The sequence below is a fragment of the Lentzea sp. NPDC005914 genome, assembly GCF_040629405.1.
Classification (GTDB): Bacteria; Actinomycetota; Actinomycetes; order Mycobacteriales; family Pseudonocardiaceae; genus Lentzea.
Genome location: NZ_JBEXVQ010000010.1, coordinates 219965 through 240294, shown reverse-complemented (window position 1 = coordinate 240294; position 20330 = coordinate 219965). Strand labels below are relative to the sequence as shown.

Here is a 20330-nt window from a genome sequence, read left to right as displayed (position 1 = left end):
TGCTTGACCGGCAGCGAACGACTGCTCTTCTTCTTCGTCGGCTTGGTGACCACGTTCGTGTTCATCCGCATCAGCGTGCGGTTGATCAGGGCGAAGGTGCGCTGGTGGCCGCGCAACATCGTGCACGGCGACACGCACGTGCATCACGTCGTGTTCGGCACCGTGCTGCTGCTGTTGTCCAGTGTCACGAGCCTGGTCATCCCCGACGACCTGCACGGCGCCCGGCTGGCGGCCGCGGCGGGCCTCGGCGTCGGCGCGGCGCTGGTGCTCGACGAGTTCGCGCTGATCCTGCACCTGCGGGACGTGTACTGGACGAAGTCGGGCCGGCTGTCGGTTGACGCGGTCTTCCTCGCCATCGGCCTGACGGGCACGTTCCTGCTCGGCGCGCGCCCTCTCGGCTACGACGAGGTGTTGCAGCTCAACCCGGAGACGACGCCGACCGACACGTTCACGCTCAGGCTGATCGCCATCGGGGTGAACCTGTGCTTCGCGATCGTGGCGCTGCTGAAGGGAAAGATCTGGACGGGGCTGCTCGGCCTGCTGGTCCCGGTGGTGCCCGCCGTGGGTGCCGTGCGGCTGGCACGGCCAGGCTCGCCGTGGGCGCGCTGGCGGTACCTGGAGGGCTCGCGCAAGCTCACGCGGGCATACCGCAGGGAGGCGCGGATCCGGCAGCCGATCATCCGCGCCAAGATCGCCGTGCAGGAGTTCATCTCGGGACGTCACGACCTGCCGGATCACGACAGGCCGTGACGGGGAACTTGTTTCACCCTCCGAGAATGTCCTGCTGCGCGCAGGCCTGAGCGAGGTCGCCCGCGCACAGTTCCTGCGGCTTGACGATGCCTTCGGTGACGAGCGTCCGCACCGAGTCCTTCTTGATCAACGTCGCGCCGAGCAGCACCGACTTGATGTCGCGCCGTGCCACGGGATCGCGCAGGTTGCCGGTGGCGAGGTCGTCGGCACCCTCGAGGTCACCGCGAGCGATCGCGATGGCCAGCCTGGCCGCGGCCTCGGCCTCGTCGCGCACCGGCTTGTAGACGGTGACGCACTGGTCGCCCCGCAGCACGGCCCGCAGACCGTCCACAGTGGCGTCCTGTCCGGTGACCGGGACCTTGCCCGCCAGGTTCTTCTTCTTGAGCACCGCGATGACCGCGCCGGCCAGTCCGTCGTTGGCCGCGACCACGCCGTCGACCTTGCCGGCGTTCTCGTTGAGGATCTGCTCGAACAGCTGACCGCCGAGGTCGTTGTTCCAGTCGGCCACCGGCTGCGACTTCACGAGCTTCAGCGCGCCGCTGTCGTACTTGGCCGACAGCCGCGACTTCTGGCCCTGCGTGAACAGCGTGGCGTTGTGGTCGGTCGGCGCGCCCTCGATCTCGATGATCTGGGCGCCCGGCTTGGTGCCGAGGCAGTCCATCAGACCGTCCGCCTGGAGCTGGCCGACGTTCACGCTGTCGAAGCCGACGTGGTACTCCGCCTGGCCACCGAGCGTCACCCGGTCGTAGTCGATGACCGGGATACCCGCGGCCTTCGCCTTCTTCTGCACGGCGAGACCACCGGCCGCGGACAACGGCGTGATCATCAGGACCTTCACCTTGCGCCGGATCATCTCGTCGGCGATCTGCGCGAACTTGGCCTCGTTGCCCTCCGCGTTCTCCATGAACGGTTCGATGTCCGCGTAGTTGAACGCCTGCGTGAGCAGGGGGCGATCTTGTTCTTCCCAGCGCGTGGAAGTCGTTCGGTCGGGAAGGATTACCCCGACGATTGGTTTGGGTCCACGCGCGGGCAGCGTCGGAGAGCCCTGACCTGCATCACCGCAGGCAGAGAGGAGAAAGAGCAGGCACGCCGACGATGCCATTACCCGTCTTCGCATAAACGCGGAGTTCATCGCTTGAATGTTGTTAAGTCAAGATTTCTTCTCATCCATCACGCTCCGCTTCCACTCGGCTACAGTTCGATTCCGTACGAAAGGCGCTGATGGTGGGCGGAATTTCGTGTCAGTGTGTCGGACTTGGGCGGCAATCGGGGGCCGCCCGTGTTGTTGGATCCAGCCCTGACCGGGTGTGAGGAGACAGCTAGGTGAGAACGCGCAGAACCGTGATGGCGGTGGCGGCAACGGTGTCGCTGATCGCAGCGGGTACTTCGGCGGCGGGGGCAGCGCCGGCCTCGGCCGCGGGCCAGCAGGACACCGAGTACACCGTCCTGCTGGAGGACCCCGGAAACCGCGACTTCGCGATCGACGCCGTGCACAAGGCGGGCGGCGAGGTCGTGCGGGACAACAAGGCCATCGGCGTACTGACCGTCAAGGCGCCCGCGAGCGGGTTCGTGGAGCAGGTCTCCGCTTCGAAGGAGATCGTCGGGGCCGCTCGGACCAAGCCGATCGGTCACGCACCCGTCGCCCAGGCCGAGAAGAAGGCCAAGCGCGACAACGTCGAGAAGGAGAACAAGACCTCACAGCCGAACAAGGCCCCTGCCGAGTCGAAGTCGACCGCCGGCATGGACCCGCTGGACGGCGACCTGTGGGGCCTGAACCTCGTCCGCTCGAACATCGCACGGGCCAAGCAGGCCGGTGACAAGCGCGTGTACGTCGGCATCCTCGACACGGGTGTGGACGGCTCGCACCCGGACATCGCGCCGAACTTCAACAACGAGCTGTCGCGCAACTTCACCGTCGACATCCCCAACGACTCCGACGGTGGCGAGTTCGACGGCCCGTGTGAGTTCCGCGGTTGCGTCGACCCGGCGAACTGGGACGACGGCGGCCACGGCACGCACGTCGCCGGCACCATCGGCGCGGCTGCCAACGGCTTCGGCATCTCCGGTGTCGCACCGAACGTGTCGCTGGTGAACATCCGCGGTGGCCAGGACGCGGGCTCGTTCTTCCTGCAGCCCGTCGTCGACGCCCTGACCTACGGCGCCGACATCGGCCTCGACGTGATCAACATGTCGTTCTACGTCGACCCCTGGTACATGAACTGCATCAACGACTCCACGGCCTCGGCCGAGGAGCAGCTGGAGCAGCGCACGATCATCGCGTCCGTGCAGCGCGCCCTGAACTACGCGCACCGCAAGGGCGTCACGCTGATCGGCGCCGGTGGCAACAACCACGAGGACCTGGGCAAGCCGCGCCAGGACACCGTGAGCCCGAACTACCCGCCGAACCACAACCGGCCGCGTCCGGTGGACAACGCCACCTGCCTCAACCTGCCGACCGAGGGCAACCACGTCATCTCGGTCTCCTCGCTGGGCCCGTCGACCGCCAAGGCCGACTACTCGAACTACGGCCTCGAGCAGACCGCGATCTCGGCTCCCGGCGGCTACTTCCGCGACGGCTTCGGCACGCCGTGGTACCGCACCAACGAGAACCTGATCCTGTCGACCTACCCGCGCAACGTCGCTCTCGCCGAGGGCAACATCGACGCGGACGGCAACATCACCCCGGCCGGTCTCGCGGCGGGCGTGAAGAAGGCCGTGCAGGGCGACAAGGTCGGCTACTACCAGTTCCTGCAGGGCACCTCGATGGCCGCCCCGCACGCCACTGGTGTCGCCGCGCTGATCGTCAGCCAGTACGGCAAGAAGGACAAGGGCCGTCCCGGTCTGACCATGGACCCGGACAAGGTCGAGAAGGTGCTCTACAAGACCGCCATCCAGCGTGCCTGCCCGAACCCGCGCACCGTCTCGTACGTGAACGTGGGTCGCTCGCCGGAGTTCGACGCCACCTGTGAGGGTGACTCGAAGTTCAACGGCTTCTACGGTCACGGCATCGTGGACGCCTACGGCGCGGTCACGCGTGGCGGCCAGTTCCTGTAAGTCCTGTTAGGACTGTCCGCCCCGGCTCGACACGAAGGCTCCCGGTTCCGACCGGGAGCCTTCGTCGTGGCCGGGCCTTGCCGTGCAACCGCTCTCACGCTACGGTCCACACGCGTCGCCGCCGATCCCTGCATCGGACGGAGCGACATGAAGACGTTTACACGGCTGGCCGCAACGGTTCTCTGCGCGGCGGCCCTGATCACGCCGGGCACCGCGCAGGCCGCGGACCTCAACGACCCGCAGCTCAAGGACATCGCCATGCAGCTGGTGTCCAGCGCCGAGAACTCCTCTTTGGACTGGCGCGCCCAGTTCGGCTACATCGAGGACATCGACGACGGCCGCGGCTACACGGCCGGGATCATCGGCTTCTGCAGCGGCACGGGCGACATGCTCGACCTGGTCCACCTCTACCGCGACTGGAAGCCCGGCAACGTCCTGGAGAAGTACCTCCCCGCGCTGGAACGCGTCAACGGCAGCCCGTCCCACGACGGTCTGGACCCGAACTTCCAGCGCGACTGGGAGACCGCGGCCCAGGACGGCACGTTCCAGGCCGCGCAGGAGCACGAACGCGACCGCGTGTACTTCGACCCGGCGGTCAGCCGTGCCAAGCAGGACGGCGTGCAGGCGTTGGGCCAGTTCATCTACTACGACGCGATCGTCATGCACGGCGACGGCTGGGGTGACCTGGACTTCTCCGGCATCCGTCAACGGGCGCTGAACTCCGGCGCCCGCCCGCCGGCGCAGGGCGGCGACGAGGTCCGGTGGTTGCACGCGTTCCTGGACGCGCGGGTCTGGACGATGAAGCAGGAGCCCGCCCACGAGGACACCAGCCGGGTCGACACGGCTCAGCGCAGGTTCCTGAACGAGGGCAAGCTCAACCTCGAACGCCCCCTCCAGTGGCACGTGTACGGGCAGTACTTCGAGATCTCCTAGCACCCGTTTGATCCCAAAGGCCCGCGAGCAATCGCGGGCTTTTGCATCGACGGCAAAACGAAACGGTTTACAGCGCCGGGTTTTGCGAACATCTGGGGGCTTTCGTCACGATATGTCCGATTCGCGAAATAGTAAACCCTCTTGCCAATAAAGGTATGGACCCCTTACCTTCGTCTACACGCCGCCCGGGACCCCAACATCCCTGCCCCGGAGGGAAATCCGTGAAAATCACTGGTCGTATCGCGGCCGCACTGATCACGTGCGCCGCTCTCTTCACCACGACGGTAGGAACCGCCTCTGCGGCGAACCTCGACGAACCGCGCCTCAAGGACATCGCGATGCAGATCGTGTCCAGCGCGGAGAACTCCTCTTTGGACTGGAAAGCCCAGTTCGGCTACATCGAGGACATCAAGGACGGCCGCGGCTACACCGCGGGCATCATCGGGTTCTGCAGTGGCACTGGTGACATGCTCGACCTGGTCGAGCTGTACAAGACGAAGAAGCCCGGCAACGTGCTGGAGAAGTACCTCCCCGCGCTGCGCAAGGTGAACGGGACGTCCTCGCACTCCGGCCTGGACCCCAACTACACCAAGGACTGGAAGACCGCGGCCAAGGACTCCGTGTTCAAGGCCGCCCAGGAGTCCGAGCGCGACCGCGTGTACTTCAACCCGGCCGTGAAGCAGGGCAAGGCCGACGGCGTGCGCGCCCTGGGCCAGTTCGCTTACTACGACGCGATCGTCGTGCACGGTGACGGTGGCGACAAGACCAGCTTCAGCAACATCCGCAAGCGCGCGCTCGGCAAGGCGAAGCCCCCGTCACAGGGTGGCGACGAGAAGACCTGGCTCAACGCCTTCATGGACGCCCGCGTGTGGGCCATGAAGCAGGAAGCGGCCCACGAGGACGTCTCCCGCATCGAGACCGCGCAGCGCGTGTGGCTCAAGGCCGGCAACTTCGACCTGAAGACGCCGCTGAAGTGGAAGGTCTACGGCGACAGCTTCACGATCAACTAGCTCGAAGCCGGAAAGACGAAGAGGAGGGCGCCCCGGAGCAGGGGCACCCTCCTCTTCTTCGTTCAGAATCCGGTAACACCCGTTACCGACGGAAACGCTTGCAGTGCAAGGACTTCCTCCGATCGAACCAGAGGAGATGCGTCCGGGTTCGCAGTCCGGTAACCCCTCTTGTCGGCAAACATGAGGACCACTTACCGTTGCTCCACTGCCGCCCGGGACACACCGACTTTCTGGCCCCGGAGGAAAACCCGTGAAGATCTCTGGTCGCATGGCGGCCGCGCTTCTGGCGTGCGCCGCCCTCATCACCACGACCGCAACCACAGCGCAGGCAGCCGACCTGAACGACCCGCGTCTCAAGGACATCGCGATGCAGATCGTGTCCAGCGCGGAGAACTCCACTTTGGACTGGAAGAGCCAGTTCGGCTACATCGAGGACATCGGCGACGGCCGCGGCTACACCGCGGGCATCATCGGGTTCTGCAGCGGCACCGGCGACATGCTCGACCTCGTCGAGCTCTACCAGCAGCGCAAGCCCGGCAACGTGCTGGCGAAGTACCTTCCCGCGCTGCGCAGGGTGAACGGCACCGACTCGCACTCGGGGCTGGATCCCAACTACACCAAGGACTGGAAGACCGCCGCCAAGGACTCCGCGTTCAAGGCCGCCCAGGAGTCCGAGCGCGACCGCGTGTACTTCAACCCGGCGGTGAAGCAGGGCAAGGCCGACGGCGTGCGAGCGCTCGGTCAGTTCGCCTACTACGACGCGATCGTCATGCACGGCGACGGTGGCGACCGGCTGAGCTTCTCGAGCATCCGCAAGCGCGCTCTGGGCAAGGCGAAGCCGCCGTCGCAGGGCGGCAACGAGACGACGTGGCTCAACGCCTTCATGGACGCCCGCGTGTGGGCCATGAAGCAGGAACCCGAGCACGAGAACACCACGCGGGTCGACACGGCTCAACGCGTGTGGCTCAAGGCGGGCAACCTCGACCTGAACACGCCGCTGAAGTGGAAGGTCTACGGCCAGAGCTTCGAGATCAAATAGACTCGTGAGCGAAGAGGGGCGCCCGAGCGGGGCGCCCCTCTTCCCGTGAGTCCTACAGCTGGGTCCAGTCCAGCACCGGCGCCGCGAAGTCGCGGATCGACGCCAGCAACCCGAGCCGGGCCGCCTTCACCGCCGGGTCCTCCGCCATGACCAGCACCTCGTCGAAGAAGGTGTTGATCGGCGCGGTCAGCCCTTCCGCGGCCGAGACGAACGCGGCCAGACCGACGACATCGCGCGGCACCCCGTCGAACGCCTTGTGCAGCGCCACTTCCGCCGGCTCGGACAGCACCGAGGCGTCGTAGGAAGCAGCCACGTCAGCCGGCACGATCCGGCGCACGCGCTGCAGAGCCGCCACCAACGAGTCGAACGACTCGTTGCCCGCCAACGACTCCAGCTGCGTCAGCGTCTCGTCGGCGAGGACCGGCGAGTCGGCCAGGGGCAGCACCGCCTGCACGAACCGGTGCTCGTGACCGGCGTCGAGCAACGCCTGCTCGTAGCGCCGCACCGCGAACTCCCGCGCCGTCTCCAGCGCCTCCGCCGGAACCTCGAGCCCTTCGGAGGCAAGAGAAAGCGCCAGCGGCAACGTGATCGCCCGCAGGTCCGGGAACGCCCGCAGCACCGACACCGCGCCGAGAGCCGCCCGGCGCAGGCCGAACGGATCGGACGAGCCGGTCGGCTGCGCGCCGATGCCGAACAACCCGACCAGCAGGTCGAAGCGGTCCGCCAGCGACAGCAGCGCACCCGGCACCGACGACGGCAGCGCGTCACCGGCCGAGCGCGGCAGCTCCATCTCCCACAGGGCCTGGGCGACCTCCGGGGTCTCCCCCGCCCGCACCGCGTACTCGCGTGCCATCACGCCGGCCAGCGACGACAGCTCGATCACCATCTGCGAGCCGAGGTCGAACTTCGCCAGCGCACCGGCGCGGTCCAGCGTCTCGCGGTCGACGTCCACCACACCGGCGAACCGGGAGGCCAGCGACGCGATGCGGCCCGCGCGGTCCGCCATCGAGCCGAGCTTGTCCGCGAACGTCAGCTTCGCGAGACCCGACTTCATCTCCTCCAGCGGCGTCTTGAGGTCCGCCCGCCAGAAGAACGCCGCGTCCTCGTACCGCGCCCGCAGCACGGCCTCGTTGCCCGCCCGCACCAGGTCGGCGTCCACGTCACCGTTCGCCACGGCCACGAAGTGCGGCAGCAGCGACCCGTCGGCGGCGCGCACCGGCAGGTAGCGCTGGTGCTTGCGCATCACGGTGGTGAGGATCTGGCCCGGCAGCTCCAGGTAGCGCTCGTCGAACGAGCCGAGGATCGGCGTCGGCCACTCGACCAGGTTCGTGACCTCGTCCAGCAGCCCGTCGACCTCCACCACACCGCCGACCGACGCCGCCAGCGACTGCGCCGCCTCCACGATCGAGGCGGAACGCCTGGCCGCGTCCGGCTCGATCCCGTGCCCTGCCAGGAACTCCAGGTAACCGTCCGCGGTGGACACCTCGACCACCGGCGAAGCGGCAGTCCGGTGCACCCGAGTGGTGGTCCCAGAGCCCAGCGACGACACCGCGACCGGCACCGGCGTGGTGCCGAGCAGAGCCAGCAGCCAGCGGATCGGCCGCGTGAACGACAGCTTCGGGTCGTTCCACTTCATGTTCTTCTCGGCGCGCAGGTCCGAGACGACCTCGGCCAGCAGCCCGCTCAGCACCTCGACGGCACCGCGACCGGCGTCCGTCTTGGTCAGAGCGACGAACTCGACGTCGTTCTCGGTGACTCGGCCCAGCGCCGCGACCTCCACGCCCTGACCACGAGCGAAGCCCTGCACGGCCTTCGTCGGGTTGCCATCGCCGTCGAAGGCGGCGGACACACGCGGTCCACGCACAGTGCGTTCGGCATCCGGCTCGCGCGGCGCCACGGCGGGCACCAGCACGACGATCCGGCGCGGAGTCCCGTGCACGGTCACCTCGCCGTGCGTCAGCCGAGTGGCGCCGAGCTTCGAGACAACGGCCTCGCGCACCGCGTCGACGGTCCGCAGCACCTCGTGCGGCGGCAGTTCCTCGGTACCGATCTCGAACAGCAGCGTGGCCGGCGCGACAACGTCCACAAAGGACGAAGGAGCGGCAACGGGAGCGGGAAGCTCAGCGACACCAAGAGGATGCCCGAGCTCCTCACGGCGCTCCGCCCACAGCTTGGCGACCTCGCGGGCCAGACCGCGCATACGGCCGAACGCGCGAGCCCGCTCGGTCGTGGAGATCGCGCCCCGCGCGTCCAGCACGTTGAACAGGTGCGAGCACTTCAGCACGAAGCTGTGCGCCGGAACGGGCAGGCGGGCGTCGATCATCCGCTGCGCCTCGTCGGCGAACTCCTGGTAGAGGCGCTTGTTGCGCTCCACGTCCGCGTCGTCGAGGTAGTACCGCGACATCTCGTACTCGGCCTGGCCGAACGCCTCGCCGTAGGAGATCCCCGGCGCGTAAGCGATCTTCTTGAAGTGGTCGACGCCCTGCAGCGCCATCATGATCCGCTCGATGCCGTAGGTGATCTCCACCGACACCGGGTCCAGCGTCATGCCGCCGGCCTGCTGGAAGTAGGTGAACTGGGTGATCTCCAGGCCGTCGAGCCAGACCTCCCAGCCCAGGCCCCACGCACCCAGCGCGGGCGAGGCCCAGTTGTCCTCGACGAACCGGACGTCGTGCCCGCGGATGTCGATGCCCAGCGCCTCCAGCGAACCGAGGTAGAGCTCCTGCGGGTCGCCCGGGTCCGGCTTCAGGATCACCTGGAACTGGGTGTGCGTCTGCAGCCGGTTCGGGTTCTCGCCGTAGCGGGCGTCATCGGGCCGCACCGACGGCTCGACGTACGCGACGCGCCACGGCTCGGGACCCAGCACCCGCAGCACGGTCGCCGGGTTCAGCGTTCCGGCGCCCACCTCGGTGTTGAAGGGCTGCACGACGAGGCAGCCACGATCGGTCCAGTACTTGGTCAGCGCGAGCAGCGCGTCCTGCATCGTCAACACGGCAGCAGTCTACGAAGTGAACAAAACCGCTGGTCACGGCCCCTGGATCAGGTGGCCTCCGCCACTGTGTCACCCTTTGCACAACCGAGTGGAGTTCCCGCGCGTCTACTTGGGGTACCCGGAAGAACCGAGAGGAGTGGGTGTGGACAACCGGCCGCCGCGGCCAGGAGAACCGAACGGTACTCCCAGGCGACCCTCCGCCACCCCGCGTCCCCCAGCAGGTCAGCCCCGCCGTCCCCAGGTGCCGCCGCGCAGCTCAGAGCCACCGCGCCGGCAGCAGCCGAACCGGGCCGAGCCTCCCCGCCGGGAGCCTCCGAAGCGTTCCGAGCCGCCGCGCCGCGAGCCCGTGAAGCGAGAGTCGGCGAACCGCTCCGAGCCGCCCCGTCGTGAGCCCCAGCGCCGCGACCCGGCCCGCGCCACGTCGTCGGCCCCGCGCCCGCGTCCGGTGGCCGACCGCCCGACGGTCCGCACCACCCCGGCCAAGGCGAAGGCCGCTCCCGCACCCCGCCCGCGGCCCAGGCCCGCGGCCCGCAAGCCCGTCCCGAAGAGCGGCGGCCCCACCGGCGCCAAGATCTTCGTCAGCATGATCTCCGCGGTGATCCTGCTGGTCACCGGCATCGCGTGGAAGAACCTGAACGACCTGACCAGCAACCTCACCAAGCAGGACCTGAACCTGGCCGACGCCGGCGAGAAGCCCGCGGACGGCGCGATCGACATCCTGCTGGTCGGCATGGACAGCCGCACCGACTCCAAGGGCAACCCGCTGCCGCAGAACATCCTCAACGAGCTGCAGGCGGGCGGCAGCGACGACGGCGGGTTCAACACCGACACGCTGATCCTGCTGCACATCCCGAACGACAGCGGCAAGGCCTACGCGGTCTCGTTCCCCCGCGACTCCTACGTGAAGATCGCGGGCGGCTTCGGCCGGCACAAGATCAACTCCGCCTACGGGTACGCCAAGGGCAAAGAGGCCGAGAAGCTGCAGGGCAGCGGCCAGAGCCCGCAGGCGATCGAGATGGAGACGCGCAAGGCCGGCGCGAAGAACCTGATCGACACCATCCAGAACCTGACCAGCGTGACGATCGACCACTACGCCGAGGTCAACCTGGTCGGCTTCTACGACATCACCAAGGCCGTCGGCGGCATCGACGTCTGCCTGAACAACAACGTCCGCGACAGCTTCTCCGGCGCGAACTTCAAGGCGGGCCCGCAGACCATCGAGGGCCGCAACGCGCTGGCGTTCGTCCGGCAGCGCCACGGCCTGCCCATGGGCGACCTGGACCGCGTCGTGCGCCAGCAGGTGTTCATGGCGGGCCTGGCCAAGAAGATGCTCTCGGCGGGCGTGCTCACCGACAGCACCAAGCGCAGCGACATGATCAAGGCCGTCAGCGGCGCGATCGTGCTCGACGACGGCTGGGACATCACCAAGTTCGCCCTGCAGATGAAGGACCTCACGGGCGGCAACATGACGTTCCAGACGATCCCCACGGGCAACCCGGACCTGCAGACCCCCGAGGACGGCTCCGCGGTCGAGGTGGACGAGTCCGAGGTCCACACGTTCGTCAAGAACCTCGGCAAGGACCCGGCGGCGTCGTCCACCGCGCCGGACCCGAAGTTCAACAACGCCTCGGTGATCGTCGACGTCCGCAACGCCTCCGGCCAGCCCGGCCTCGCGGGCACGGTTCTGCAGTCGCTCGTCGCGAAGGGCTTCGGCGAGGGCCAGACGGGCAACGCCGAGGCCATGGCCAAGTCGGTCGTCCGCTACGGCAAGGGCGGCGAGGACGGCGCCAACGCGGTCCAGAAGGCCCTCGGCGGCCTGAAGGTGGAACAGGACGTGAACGTGCCCGCCGGCCACGCCCGCGTCTTCCTGGGGTCGGACTACTCGGGTCCCGGCGCGCAGGGCTTCGCCGGTTCGGGAGTACTCGCCCTGGACGGTGCCCGTCAGCAACCGGCTGACCCGGCGGCCCCCAAGCCCATCACGGCTGACGGCGTGCGCTGCGTAAACTGATACTCAGAGTAGAGATATATACCCCATTCGGGGGATTCCAGCAGTAAGTTGCGTAAGCGCCGAAGCACTCGCGCCTTCCATCACCGTGAGACCCGCTCACGGGGTGGAGGGACCAGGTGCACACTGCGAACGGCCAAATCGACACAGCGGCGTACCAGCGCGTGCTCGGTGATGAGATCCGCAGCCTTCGCAAGCAGCGCGGATGGACCCGCAAGGAGCTGAACAAGCGACTGCAGACCGAGATCTCGCTGCAGACGCTGGCCACCTACGAACTGGGCACCCGGCAGTGCTCGGTGGTGCGCCTGGTGGAGATCTGCCACGCCCTCGACGTCCCGGCACACACCGTCCTCGCGCGTGTGCACGAACGCTTCTTCGGCGACACCCCGTCCGGCCACCTGACCCTGAACCTCGCCGCCGTCGCCGCCACCGACAACCCGCGGCTCGTGCCGCTGAAGCGCTGGGCCACCGGCAGGCTGCACGCGTTGCCTCCCGGCGCGTCACCCGAGGTGCATCTCGACCTGCCCGCGCTGGAGAACATGGCGCAGCTGTGCCAACTGCCGACGGTCGAGCTCATCCGAACCCTGCGTGCGTTGAGCCCCTAGCCCTGAGGGCAGAGCGCCGCCAGCACCTCATGAAGTCCTCGTCCGGCCAGCCCACGCACGAGAGCGAGCCCAAGCCCCCGTCCGCAGGTTGCTCGAACATCGCTGGTGTCACTCGATGAGCTCACGCCTTGTCCCAGCAGGAAGATCACAACCACCTAAAAGGCACGAAGCGTCACGCCGGTAGCATCGCCGGGGTGAACGATTCCCCCGCCCGCCTCCCTCTGCGCACCGCGGCCGCAGTGAAACTGGGCAACCTGAGCTCCTCGCTGTCCCAGAAGATGGGGCTCGGCGCAGGCGGCATGATCGGTGGCCGGGTGGCGCTGAAGCTCGACCCGCAGGCGCTGAACCGGTTGACGCAGGGCCGCAAAGTCGCCGTGGTGACAGGCACGAACGGCAAGACCACCAGCACGATGATGCTCGCCAGGGCCGTCGGCGCGCTGGGTGAGGTCGCCACGAACCACAGCGGCGCCAACATGCCCGACGGGCACGTCACGGCGCTGTCGAAGCAGCCGGACGCCCCGTACGCCGTGCTGGAGTGCGACGAGGGCTACTTCCCCGCCGTCGCCGGTGCGAGCAACCCGGCCGTCGCCGTCATCCTGAACCTGAGCCGCGACCAGCTGGACCGCGTCGGCGAGGTGCGGACGATCGAGCGCTCGCTGCGGGACGCGATCACCCAGCTGCAGAACTGCACGATCGTCGCCAACTGCGACGACGTGATGGTCACCAGCGCGGCCTGGAACGCGGCCAAGGTCGTCTGGGTCGCCACCGGCACCGGCTGGCACCACGACTCGGCGAGCTGCCCCCGGTGCGGCAACCCGATCCGCTGGCAGGGCGAGCACTGGCACTGCACGGGCTGCGACCTCGCGCGTCCGCACCCGAACTGGATCACCACCGACGAGGCGATGATCACCCCGGAGCACCAGAAGCTGGAGCTCCGCCTCACGCTGCCGGGCAAGTTCAACCAGGCCAACGCCGTCATGGCGTCCGCCGCCGCGCACGCCATGGGCGTGCGCACGGAGGATGCCGTCTCACGTCTGCGCGGCGTGTCCAACGTGAGTGGCCGCTACCGCACGATCCACCGCAACGGCCGCAGCGCGCGCCTGTTGCTGAGCAAGAACCCCGCGGGCTGGAGCGAGACCCTCACGGTCGTCAAGGAGGCCAACCACCCGGCCGTCCTGGTGATCAACGCCAACGAGGCCGACGGCCGCGACCTGAGCTGGTTGTGGGACGTCCCGTTCGAACGGCTGCAGGGCCGCACCGTCATCGCGTCCGGTGAGCGGGCCACGGATCTCGCCGTGCGCCTCACCTACGCCGAGGTCCAGCACACGATCGTGCCCGACCCGTTGAAGGCCATCGACCAGATGCCACAGGGGGCGGTCGAGGTCATCGCCAACTACACCGCGTTCCGCGACTTGAATGCCAGGGCTGCCGCTGATGAGTGAGTCGACAATCCAGATCGCGCTCGTGCTGCCGGATCTCCTCGGCACATATGGGGACTTCGGCAACGCCGTGGTGCTCGAGAAGCGCATGACGTGGCGCGGCATCAAAGCCGAGATCGTGCCGATCAACTACGGCGAGCCGGTGCCGGACTCGTGCGACATCTACGTCGTCGGCGGCGGTGAGGACACGGCGCAGACGCTGGCCGTGAAGCACCTGCGCGAGCACCCCGGCCTGCAGCGCGCCGTCACGAAGAACGCCGTCGTGCTGGGCGTGTGCGCCGGCATCCAGATCTTCGGCGAGAGCTTCACCCGTGCCGACAACGTCACGCACCCCGGCATGGGCCTGATCGACTCGACCTCGCACGCGGGTGGCAGCCGCGCGATCGGCGAGGTGCTCGCCGAGCCCGCCGACGGCCTGTTCGAGGGCGTGCTGAGCGGGTTCGAGAACCACCAGGGCCGCACCGTGCTGGGTCCGGCCGCCCGGCCGCTCGCGCACGTCAAGGTCGGCACCGGCAACGACGGCAGCGTCGAGGGTGCCGTTCAGGGCCGGATCCTCTGCACCTACCTGCACGGGCCGGTGCTGCCGCGCAACCCGCAGCTGGCCGACCTGCTCATCGAGTGGGCCACCGGCACGAAGGTCGCGCCGCTGGACCTGCCCGCCGTGACCGCTATGCGGGCGGAACGGGTGCGGGCAGCCTCTTAAGGCGTGCTTGCACGCCCGGCCAGATCACGGCCATGACGTACTCGGTGGCGAGCGCGGGTCCGACCTTGGGCCTGCGCTCGGTCCACACCGCCAGGCGTTCGGTCGCACCGACGACGATCTCCGCGAACGCCTCGGCTTCCAGGGGGTCGATGTCCGGCGTGAACGACGCCAGCACGGCCCCGATCATGTCCGTCTGCTGCTGACGGATGCCTTCCACTTCCTCCTGCGCCGACGGCACGGCCACGGCCGCCTCTTGCCTGAGCAACGCCCACGACCTGCGGTGCTCGTCGATGAACTCGAAGAACGCCAGCAGGCCGAGCCGCAGGAACTCCTCAGGGCTCGCCGCTCCCGCGATCGCCGCCGCCGTCTTCTCGCGCAACTCGGTGCGCGCACGGTGGATGCAGCCGATGAGCAGGCCTTCCTTCGAGCCGAAGTACTCGTAGAGCATCGGCTTGGAGACGCCGACGCGTTCGGCGATCTCGTCCATCGACGTGGCCAGATACCCCTGTTCGGCGAAGATCTCCTCGGCGACGGTGAGCATCTGCGCCATGCGCTGGGCCTTGGGCATGCGGCGCCGCGGAGCAGTCACGAAGGGAGTCTACCGCTCGTAACTTACTTCGAGTAACCTACTGCGAAGTAGGCTCAGCGAGCGGAGGGACGTCCCCCATGCATCGAGAGACGAAAGTGCTCGTCATCGGCACCGGATTCGCCGGCCTCGGCATGGCGATCGAACTGAAGCGCCGCGGTGAGCACGACTTCGTGGTCCTCGAGAAGGCGGGCGACCTCGGTGGCACGTGGCGCGACAACTCCTACCCCGGCTGCGCGTGTGACGTGCCGTCGCACATGTACTCGTTCTCGTTCGAGCTGAACCCGAAGTGGTCGCGGATGTTCGCGCAGCAGGGCGAGATCTGGGACTACCTGCGGCGTGTCGCCGACAAGTACCGGCTGCGGCCGCACATCCGCTTCCACACCAAGGTCTCCGGCGCGCAGTGGGACGACGAGACCAAGCGGTGGAACGTCACGACCGAGCAGGGCGACACGTACACGGCGCAGGCCCTGGTCGCCGGCGTCGGCGCGTTGCACATCCCGAACGTTCCTGAACTGCCGGGCATCGAGAACTTCAGCGGCAAGACGTTCCACAGCGCGCAGTGGGACCACGACTACGACCTGGCCGGCAAGCGCGTCGCAGTGGTGGGCACTGGCGCGTCCGCGATCCAGTTCGTGCCGAAGATCGCCGCCCAGGTCGGTTCGATGAAGATCTTCCAGCGCACGCCTCCGTGGATCATGCCCAAGGCGGACCGCGAGATCACCGGCTGGGAGCAGAAGCTGTTCCGCGCCTTGCCTTTCACGCAACGGCTCTACCGCGACTTCGTCTACTGGACGCGTGAGTCGTCGGCGCTCGGGTTCGCGGTGAACCCGAAGATCATGCGCATGGCGCAGGGAATCGCGTTGCGGCACATGAAGAAGCAGGTGCCGGATCCCGAGCTGCGCAAGGCGTTGAAGCCCGACTACACGATGGGCTGCAAGCGCGTGCTGATCTCCAACGACTACTACCCGGCTTTGGGTCATCCGAACGTGGACCTGGTGACGGACAAGATCTCCGAGGTGCGCGAATCGTCCATCGTGGACAGTGCGGGCGTCGAGCACGAGGTCGACGTCATCATCTACGGCACCGGTTTCCACGTCACCGACTCGTTCGACTACCTGGACGTCCAGGGCAAGGGCGGCGTCGACCTCGCGAAGCAGTGGCGCGAGAAGGGCATCGAGACCTACTACGGCATCACGGTCTCGGGATTCCCCAACCTGTTCTTCCTGCTGGGCCCCAACACCGGGCTCGGGCACAACTCGGTCGTGTTCATGATCGAGTCGCAGATCCGGTACATCTCGCAGTGCCTCCAGCTCCTGGAAAAACACCGCGCAGCGGAGCTGGACGTGCGAGTGGAGGCCCAGCAGGAGTTCAACCGCGAGATCCAGGGCAAGCTGCAGAATGGCGTCTGGACCCAAGGCGGCTGCAAGAGCTGGTACCTCGACGCGCAGGGCGTGAACCGCACCGTGTGGCCGGGCTTCACCTGGCGGTACTGGATGCGGACCAAGCGCGTGCGCGCCGAGGACTACGTGCTCACGGCTTCACGATGACTTTCAGGGCGGTCCGCTCGTCCATCGCCTTGTAACCCAGCGCGACGTCGTCGAGCGGCACCGTCTTGTCGAACACGGGACCGGGGTCGATCCGCCCGGCGAGCACGTCGGCCAGCAGCTCCGGCAGGTACGCCCGCACGGGCGCGACGCCGCCACCGATGTTGATGTTGCGCCCGAACAGCTTGCCCAGCGGCAGGCCCGGCATCTCGTGCGGCACACCGACGTAGCCGATCTTGCCACCGTCGCGCACGATGCCCATCGCGGTCTCCCACGACTGCTCGGTGCCGACGCACTCCAGCACGGCCGACGCGCCGAGCCCGCCGGTCATCTCCTTGATGCGCTCGACCGCCGCCTCACCGCGTTCGGAGACCTGGTCCGTGGCGCCGAAGAGCTTCGCGATCTTCGCGCGGTCCTCGTGGCGTCCCATCGCGATGATCCGCTCCGCACCCAGCCGCTTGGCCGCGAGCACGCCGCACAGGCCGACCGCGCCGTCACCGACGACCGCCACCGTGCTGCCGGGGCCCACGCCCGCGCCCATGGCGGCGTGGTGGCCTGTGCCCATGACGTCACTCAGGCTCAGGAACGCCGGGAGCAGGTCCGGTGACGCGTCGGCGGGCACCCGGACGAGCGTGCCGTCGGCGAGCGGCACGCGCACGGCCTCACCCTGGCCACCGTCGCTGCCCTTGGAACCCCAGAAGCCACCGCTGCGGCACGACGTCTGCAGCCCGGCCACGCAGTACGCGCAGGTGCCGTCGCTCCACACGAACGGCGCGATCACGCGGTCGCCGACGTTGACGGTCTTCACCTCGCCGCCGACCTCCTCGACGATGCCGAGGAATTCGTGCCCGATGCGCTGCCCGCCCTCGCGCTTGGCCACGCCGCGGTACGCCCACAGGTCGCTGCCGCAGATGCACGCGAGCTCGACCCGGACGACGACGTCGGTCGCGTCCTTGATCGACGCGTCCGGCACCTCCTCGACTCGGATGTCACGGGTGCCGTAGATCGTCGTAGCCCGCACCGGGCGCCTCCTTCGTCTCGTTTCTCAACCGTTACATGGTCCTCCCGACCGGACTGTTCCGCCGAATCGAGACGCTGTGGAATTGGTTACGCATGCTTAGTATCGAGAACGTGCTGATCACCACGCGCGGTATCCGCTACGCGACTGCCTCCCGATTCGCCAAGCCCGAGCCGCACGCGTGGGACGGCGTTCGCGGCCTCGAGCGCGGTCCCGCCTGCCCGCAGCCGCCGTCCTCGCTGGTGCACGTGGTCGGGAACTCGGTCGAGGGCCTGAGTTTCGACGAGAACTGCCACGTGCTGAGCGTGACCGCCCCCGACGGTGCCTCCGGGCTGCCCGTGATGGTCTGGTTCCACGGCGGCGCCTACGTGACCGGCAGCGGCGAGTCGGTCAAGTACGACGCCGGGCTGCTGGCCTCGGAAGGCGTCGTGGTGGTCAGCGTCAGCTACCGGCTCGGTGTCTTCGGCTACCTGCGGGACAACCTCGGCCTGCTCGACCAGCTCGTGGCGCTGCGGTGGGTGCGGGACAACATCGCCGGCTTCGGCGGTGATCCCGCGAACGTGACGGCGTTCGGGCAGTCGGCGGGCGCGGACTCCGTCTACGCGCTGATGCTCGCCGACACCGAGGGCCTGTTCCACCGCGCGATCCTGCAGAGCGCCCCGCTGGGTGCTCGCGGCCCCGAGCGCGCCGAGATGACGGCGGCAGTGCGCGAGTTCGTCTCCGTCGACGCCTCGACCCCGGTGGCCGACATCCTGGCCGTGCAGCAGGAGGTCCCGGCGATGGCCGCGCGGTTCGGTCTGGCCGGCGGCATGCCGTTCGGCCCGGTGCTGGACGACGTCGATCTCGCCGCCGTGGCGCCCGGGGTCGAGCTGCTCGTCGGGCACACGGCGGACGACGGCAGTCCGTACGTGGCGGATCAGCCGGAGGCCTGGGAGGTCGTGACCGAGCTCGTGTTCGCCGGTCCGGCCCGGCAGCTCGCCGAGGACTGGACGAAGGCGGGTGGGCAGGCCGCGACCTTCAACTTCAAGTTCAAGCCCGAGGGCGCTCCGCTCGGCGCGTGCCACTGCATGGAGCTGCCGTTCCTGTTCGATCCGGGCGGGTGGACGGGCGCGGGCATGCTGGCGGGCCAGGAGCCGGACGCCGACGTGGCGAAGACCGTGCGGGGGATCTGGGCCGGGTTCGCGCGAAACGGGATGGACGCGCTGCCGTCGCGCTCGCTTGAATTCGGCGGGTGACCGACCGCGAGCGTTTGCGCACCACGTTCGGAGAGGACGCGGCCCGCTACCGCCGGGCCCGTCCCACCTATCCCCCGGAGCTGTTCACGCAGCTCAGCGGCCCGCGCATCCTGGAGATCGGCCCTGGAACCGGCCAGGCCACGCTGCCGTTGACCGCGTTGGGCGAGGTCACCGCGGTAGAGCTCAGTCCGGAACTCGCTGCGGTCGCCCGTCGGCACGCGCCTGAGGCACAGGTGATCGTCGCGAACTTCGACACATGGCCGCTGCCTTCGGAACCGTTCGACCTCGTGGTGTCGGCGACGGCGTTCCACTGGCTCGACCCGCGCACCCGCATGGACCGGTGCGCGGCGGCGTTGCAGCCGGGCGGCACGCTGGCCGTGATCTCGACGCACCACATCGCGGGCGGCACGGCGCAGTTCTTCGCGGACGTTCAGGACTGCTACGAGCGCTGGGACCCGGCCACTCCGCCGAATCTCCGGCAGCCTCAGGCGGACGACATCCCGCGCGAGTTCGACGAGAGCGAGCTCTTCGAGGCGCCCGAGTTCTTCCGGTACGAGTGGGAGCAGGCCTACGACACCGAGGCGTACGCCGACCTGCTCCTCACGTACTCGAACCACATCGCGCTGCCGGCCCGCGACGAGCTCATCGCGGACATCAGGCAGCTGATCGACACGCGCTACGACGGCCGGGTCACCAAGCGGTACATGACCCAGCTCGCCGTCGCCCGCGTCAGGACCGCCGGCTCCGCCGCGTCATGACCACGCCCGCACCCACCAGTGCAAGGCCACCGAGAGCGAACGGCAGCACGTCGAAGCCGGTGAACGCCAGCTCGTCGACCTCGGCGGCGGCCTGTGGGGCCGGGGCCGCAGGCGCGGCTCCACCACCCGGAGGCGGCGGGACTTCGGTCTTGGCCGGCGGGGTCTCCGGAGTCGTCGAAGGCGGAGTCTCGCCGGGCCTGCACCCCGTGTGCGCCGGGTTCGACCGACCCACGCCGTGGTTGGTGTCGCACTCGTAGCCCGCGTTGGCGTCCGAGCCGCCCGGCTGCTGCCCGGGCGGGTTCTTGTTGTCGGCCTTGCCCACGCAACCGGCACAGGGCTTGCCGACGGCCTCACCGCCACCGTTGCCGTTGCCGGAGGGCGAGCCGTCCCGCGTCGAGTCGTACGGGCCTTGCACGTTCGCACCGTTGTCGCTGAAGTCCGCGTTGGACGGCGGCTGCGGCACTGAGGTGTCCTGAGTGGACTGTCCGGGTGGGACGTGCGGGTTGTTCGTGATCCCGTTCCCCTGGCCGTTTCCGGGGTCGGCGAGTGCCGTGCCGAGACCGGGCGCCAGTGCCAGCGCGGCGGCGGCCGCGAGGGCAGGGAGGAGCCGAGTTGCTTTCATGCTCGAAATATAGAACAGCCCGTGACCTGCGTCA

General features: G+C 68.5%; 17 protein-coding genes. 12 read left to right on the top strand and 5 right to left on the bottom strand.

Features of this window, described 5'->3' with window-relative positions:
* Positions 1-3: 3 nt before the first annotated feature.
* Positions 4-750, top strand: a complete 747-nt coding sequence (locus ABZ345_RS17415; protein ID WP_359849014.1) for a hypothetical protein — start codon at positions 4-6, stop codon at positions 748-750.
* A gap of 13 nt (positions 751-763) precedes the next feature.
* Here ABZ345_RS17415 and ABZ345_RS17410 read toward each other — a convergent pair whose 3' ends face one another.
* The gene (locus ABZ345_RS17410; RefSeq protein WP_359849104.1) at positions 764-1852 is read right to left on the bottom strand and encodes a substrate-binding domain-containing protein; all 1089 of its coding nucleotides are present in this window, start codon (positions 1850-1852) and stop codon (positions 764-766) included.
* A gap of 242 nt (positions 1853-2094) precedes the next feature.
* Between ABZ345_RS17410 and ABZ345_RS17405 the strand changes: the two genes are divergently transcribed.
* The 4 genes from ABZ345_RS17405 (at position 2095) to ABZ345_RS17390 (ending at position 6786) form a co-directional block, all read left to right on the top strand.
* Positions 2095-3804: a S8 family serine peptidase gene (locus ABZ345_RS17405; RefSeq protein ID WP_359849101.1), complete on the top strand. Its 1710-nt coding sequence runs from the start codon at positions 2095-2097 to the stop codon at positions 3802-3804.
* Positions 3805-3951: 147 nt separating this feature from the next.
* Positions 3952-4737: a chitosanase gene (locus ABZ345_RS17400; protein ID WP_359849011.1), complete on the top strand. Its 786-nt coding sequence runs from the start codon at positions 3952-3954 to the stop codon at positions 4735-4737.
* A gap of 155 nt (positions 4738-4892) precedes the next feature.
* Entirely contained in the window at positions 4893-5747 is an 855-nt protein-coding gene (locus ABZ345_RS17395) for a chitosanase (RefSeq protein WP_359849009.1), read from the top strand.
* A gap of 268 nt (positions 5748-6015) precedes the next feature.
* Positions 6016-6786, top strand: coding sequence for a chitosanase (locus tag ABZ345_RS17390; RefSeq protein ID WP_359849098.1), 771 nt, complete (start codon positions 6016-6018; stop codon positions 6784-6786).
* 52 nt (positions 6787-6838) lie between these two features.
* On the opposite strand, the gene ABZ345_RS17385 is transcribed toward ABZ345_RS17390, so the two are convergent.
* Complete coding sequence (locus tag ABZ345_RS17385) at positions 6839-9769, bottom strand: glycine--tRNA ligase (RefSeq protein WP_359849095.1); 2931 nt, start codon at positions 9767-9769, stop codon at positions 6839-6841.
* 355 nt (positions 9770-10124) lie between these two features.
* Between ABZ345_RS17385 and ABZ345_RS17380 the strand changes: the two genes are divergently transcribed.
* From ABZ345_RS17380 to ABZ345_RS17365, 4 genes are all read left to right on the top strand, one after another.
* Positions 10125-11786: an LCP family protein gene (locus ABZ345_RS17380; RefSeq protein ID WP_359849006.1), complete on the top strand. Its 1662-nt coding sequence runs from the start codon at positions 10125-10127 to the stop codon at positions 11784-11786.
* A 116-nt stretch (positions 11787-11902) separates the two neighbouring features.
* Entirely contained in the window at positions 11903-12388 is a 486-nt protein-coding gene (locus ABZ345_RS17375; RefSeq protein ID WP_359849003.1) for a helix-turn-helix transcriptional regulator, read from the top strand.
* 194 nt (positions 12389-12582) lie between these two features.
* Complete coding sequence (locus ABZ345_RS17370) at positions 12583-13830, top strand: MurT ligase domain-containing protein (RefSeq protein ID WP_359849000.1); 1248 nt, start codon at positions 12583-12585, stop codon at positions 13828-13830.
* Complete coding sequence (locus tag ABZ345_RS17365) at positions 13823-14530, top strand: glutamine amidotransferase (RefSeq protein WP_359848997.1); 708 nt, start codon at positions 13823-13825, stop codon at positions 14528-14530. Before ABZ345_RS17370 ends, ABZ345_RS17365 begins: the two co-directional genes overlap by 8 nt.
* Here the strand turns inward: ABZ345_RS17365 and ABZ345_RS17360 are convergent.
* Complete coding sequence (locus ABZ345_RS17360) at positions 14496-15080, bottom strand: TetR/AcrR family transcriptional regulator (protein WP_359849093.1); 585 nt, start codon at positions 15078-15080, stop codon at positions 14496-14498. The genes ABZ345_RS17365 and ABZ345_RS17360 overlap by 35 nt on opposite strands.
* Before the next feature lie 116 nt (positions 15081-15196).
* Between ABZ345_RS17360 and ABZ345_RS17355 the strand changes: the two genes are divergently transcribed.
* A complete protein-coding gene (locus ABZ345_RS17355) occupies positions 15197-16666 on the top strand; it encodes an NAD(P)/FAD-dependent oxidoreductase (RefSeq protein WP_359848994.1) in 1470 nt (489 codons plus the stop codon).
* On the opposite strand, the gene ABZ345_RS17350 is transcribed toward ABZ345_RS17355, so the two are convergent.
* On the bottom strand, positions 16650-17684 hold the full coding sequence (locus ABZ345_RS17350; protein ID WP_359848991.1) for a zinc-dependent alcohol dehydrogenase family protein: 1035 nt from the start codon (positions 17682-17684) through the stop codon (positions 16650-16652). The genes ABZ345_RS17355 and ABZ345_RS17350 overlap by 17 nt on opposite strands.
* A gap of 110 nt (positions 17685-17794) precedes the next feature.
* Between ABZ345_RS17350 and ABZ345_RS17345 the strand changes: the two genes are divergently transcribed.
* Both ABZ345_RS17345 and ABZ345_RS17340 read left to right on the top strand, forming a co-directional pair.
* Positions 17795-18916: a carboxylesterase family protein gene (locus ABZ345_RS17345; RefSeq protein ID WP_359848988.1), complete on the top strand. Its 1122-nt coding sequence runs from the start codon at positions 17795-17797 to the stop codon at positions 18914-18916.
* A complete protein-coding gene (locus tag ABZ345_RS17340; RefSeq protein ID WP_359848985.1) occupies positions 18913-19674 on the top strand; it encodes a class I SAM-dependent methyltransferase in 762 nt (253 codons plus the stop codon). Before ABZ345_RS17345 ends, ABZ345_RS17340 begins: the two co-directional genes overlap by 4 nt.
* On the opposite strand, the gene ABZ345_RS17335 is transcribed toward ABZ345_RS17340, so the two are convergent.
* Positions 19646-20296: a hypothetical protein gene (locus ABZ345_RS17335; protein WP_359848982.1), complete on the bottom strand. Its 651-nt coding sequence runs from the start codon at positions 20294-20296 to the stop codon at positions 19646-19648. The genes ABZ345_RS17340 and ABZ345_RS17335 overlap by 29 nt on opposite strands.
* Between the last annotated feature and the right edge of the window lie 34 nt (positions 20297-20330).

What these genes read in the sequence shown, in the direction of transcription:
- ABZ345_RS17410 (WP_359849104.1), bottom strand. Translation starts at nt 1,852, where the DNA reads ATGGCATCGTCGGCGTGCCTGCTCTTTCTCCTCTCTGCCTGCGGTGAT.
- ABZ345_RS17405 (WP_359849101.1), top strand. Translation starts at nt 2,095, where the DNA reads ATGGCGGTGGCGGCAACGGTGTCGCTGATCGCAGCGGGTACTTCGGCG.
- ABZ345_RS17400 (WP_359849011.1), top strand. Translation starts at nt 3,952, where the DNA reads ATGAAGACGTTTACACGGCTGGCCGCAACGGTTCTCTGCGCGGCGGCC.
- ABZ345_RS17395 (WP_359849009.1), top strand. Translation starts at nt 4,893, where the DNA reads ATGGACCCCTTACCTTCGTCTACACGCCGCCCGGGACCCCAACATCCC.
- ABZ345_RS17390 (WP_359849098.1), top strand. Translation starts at nt 6,016, where the DNA reads ATGGCGGCCGCGCTTCTGGCGTGCGCCGCCCTCATCACCACGACCGCA.
- ABZ345_RS17385 (WP_359849095.1), bottom strand. Translation starts at nt 9,769, where the DNA reads ATGCAGGACGCGCTGCTCGCGCTGACCAAGTACTGGACCGATCGTGGC.
- ABZ345_RS17365 (WP_359848997.1), top strand. Translation starts at nt 13,823, where the DNA reads ATGAGTGAGTCGACAATCCAGATCGCGCTCGTGCTGCCGGATCTCCTC.
- ABZ345_RS17360 (WP_359849093.1), bottom strand. Translation starts at nt 15,080, where the DNA reads ATGGCGCAGATGCTCACCGTCGCCGAGGAGATCTTCGCCGAACAGGGG.
- ABZ345_RS17355 (WP_359848994.1), top strand. Translation starts at nt 15,197, where the DNA reads ATGCATCGAGAGACGAAAGTGCTCGTCATCGGCACCGGATTCGCCGGC.
- ABZ345_RS17335 (WP_359848982.1), bottom strand. Translation starts at nt 20,296, where the DNA reads ATGAAAGCAACTCGGCTCCTCCCTGCCCTCGCGGCCGCCGCCGCGCTG.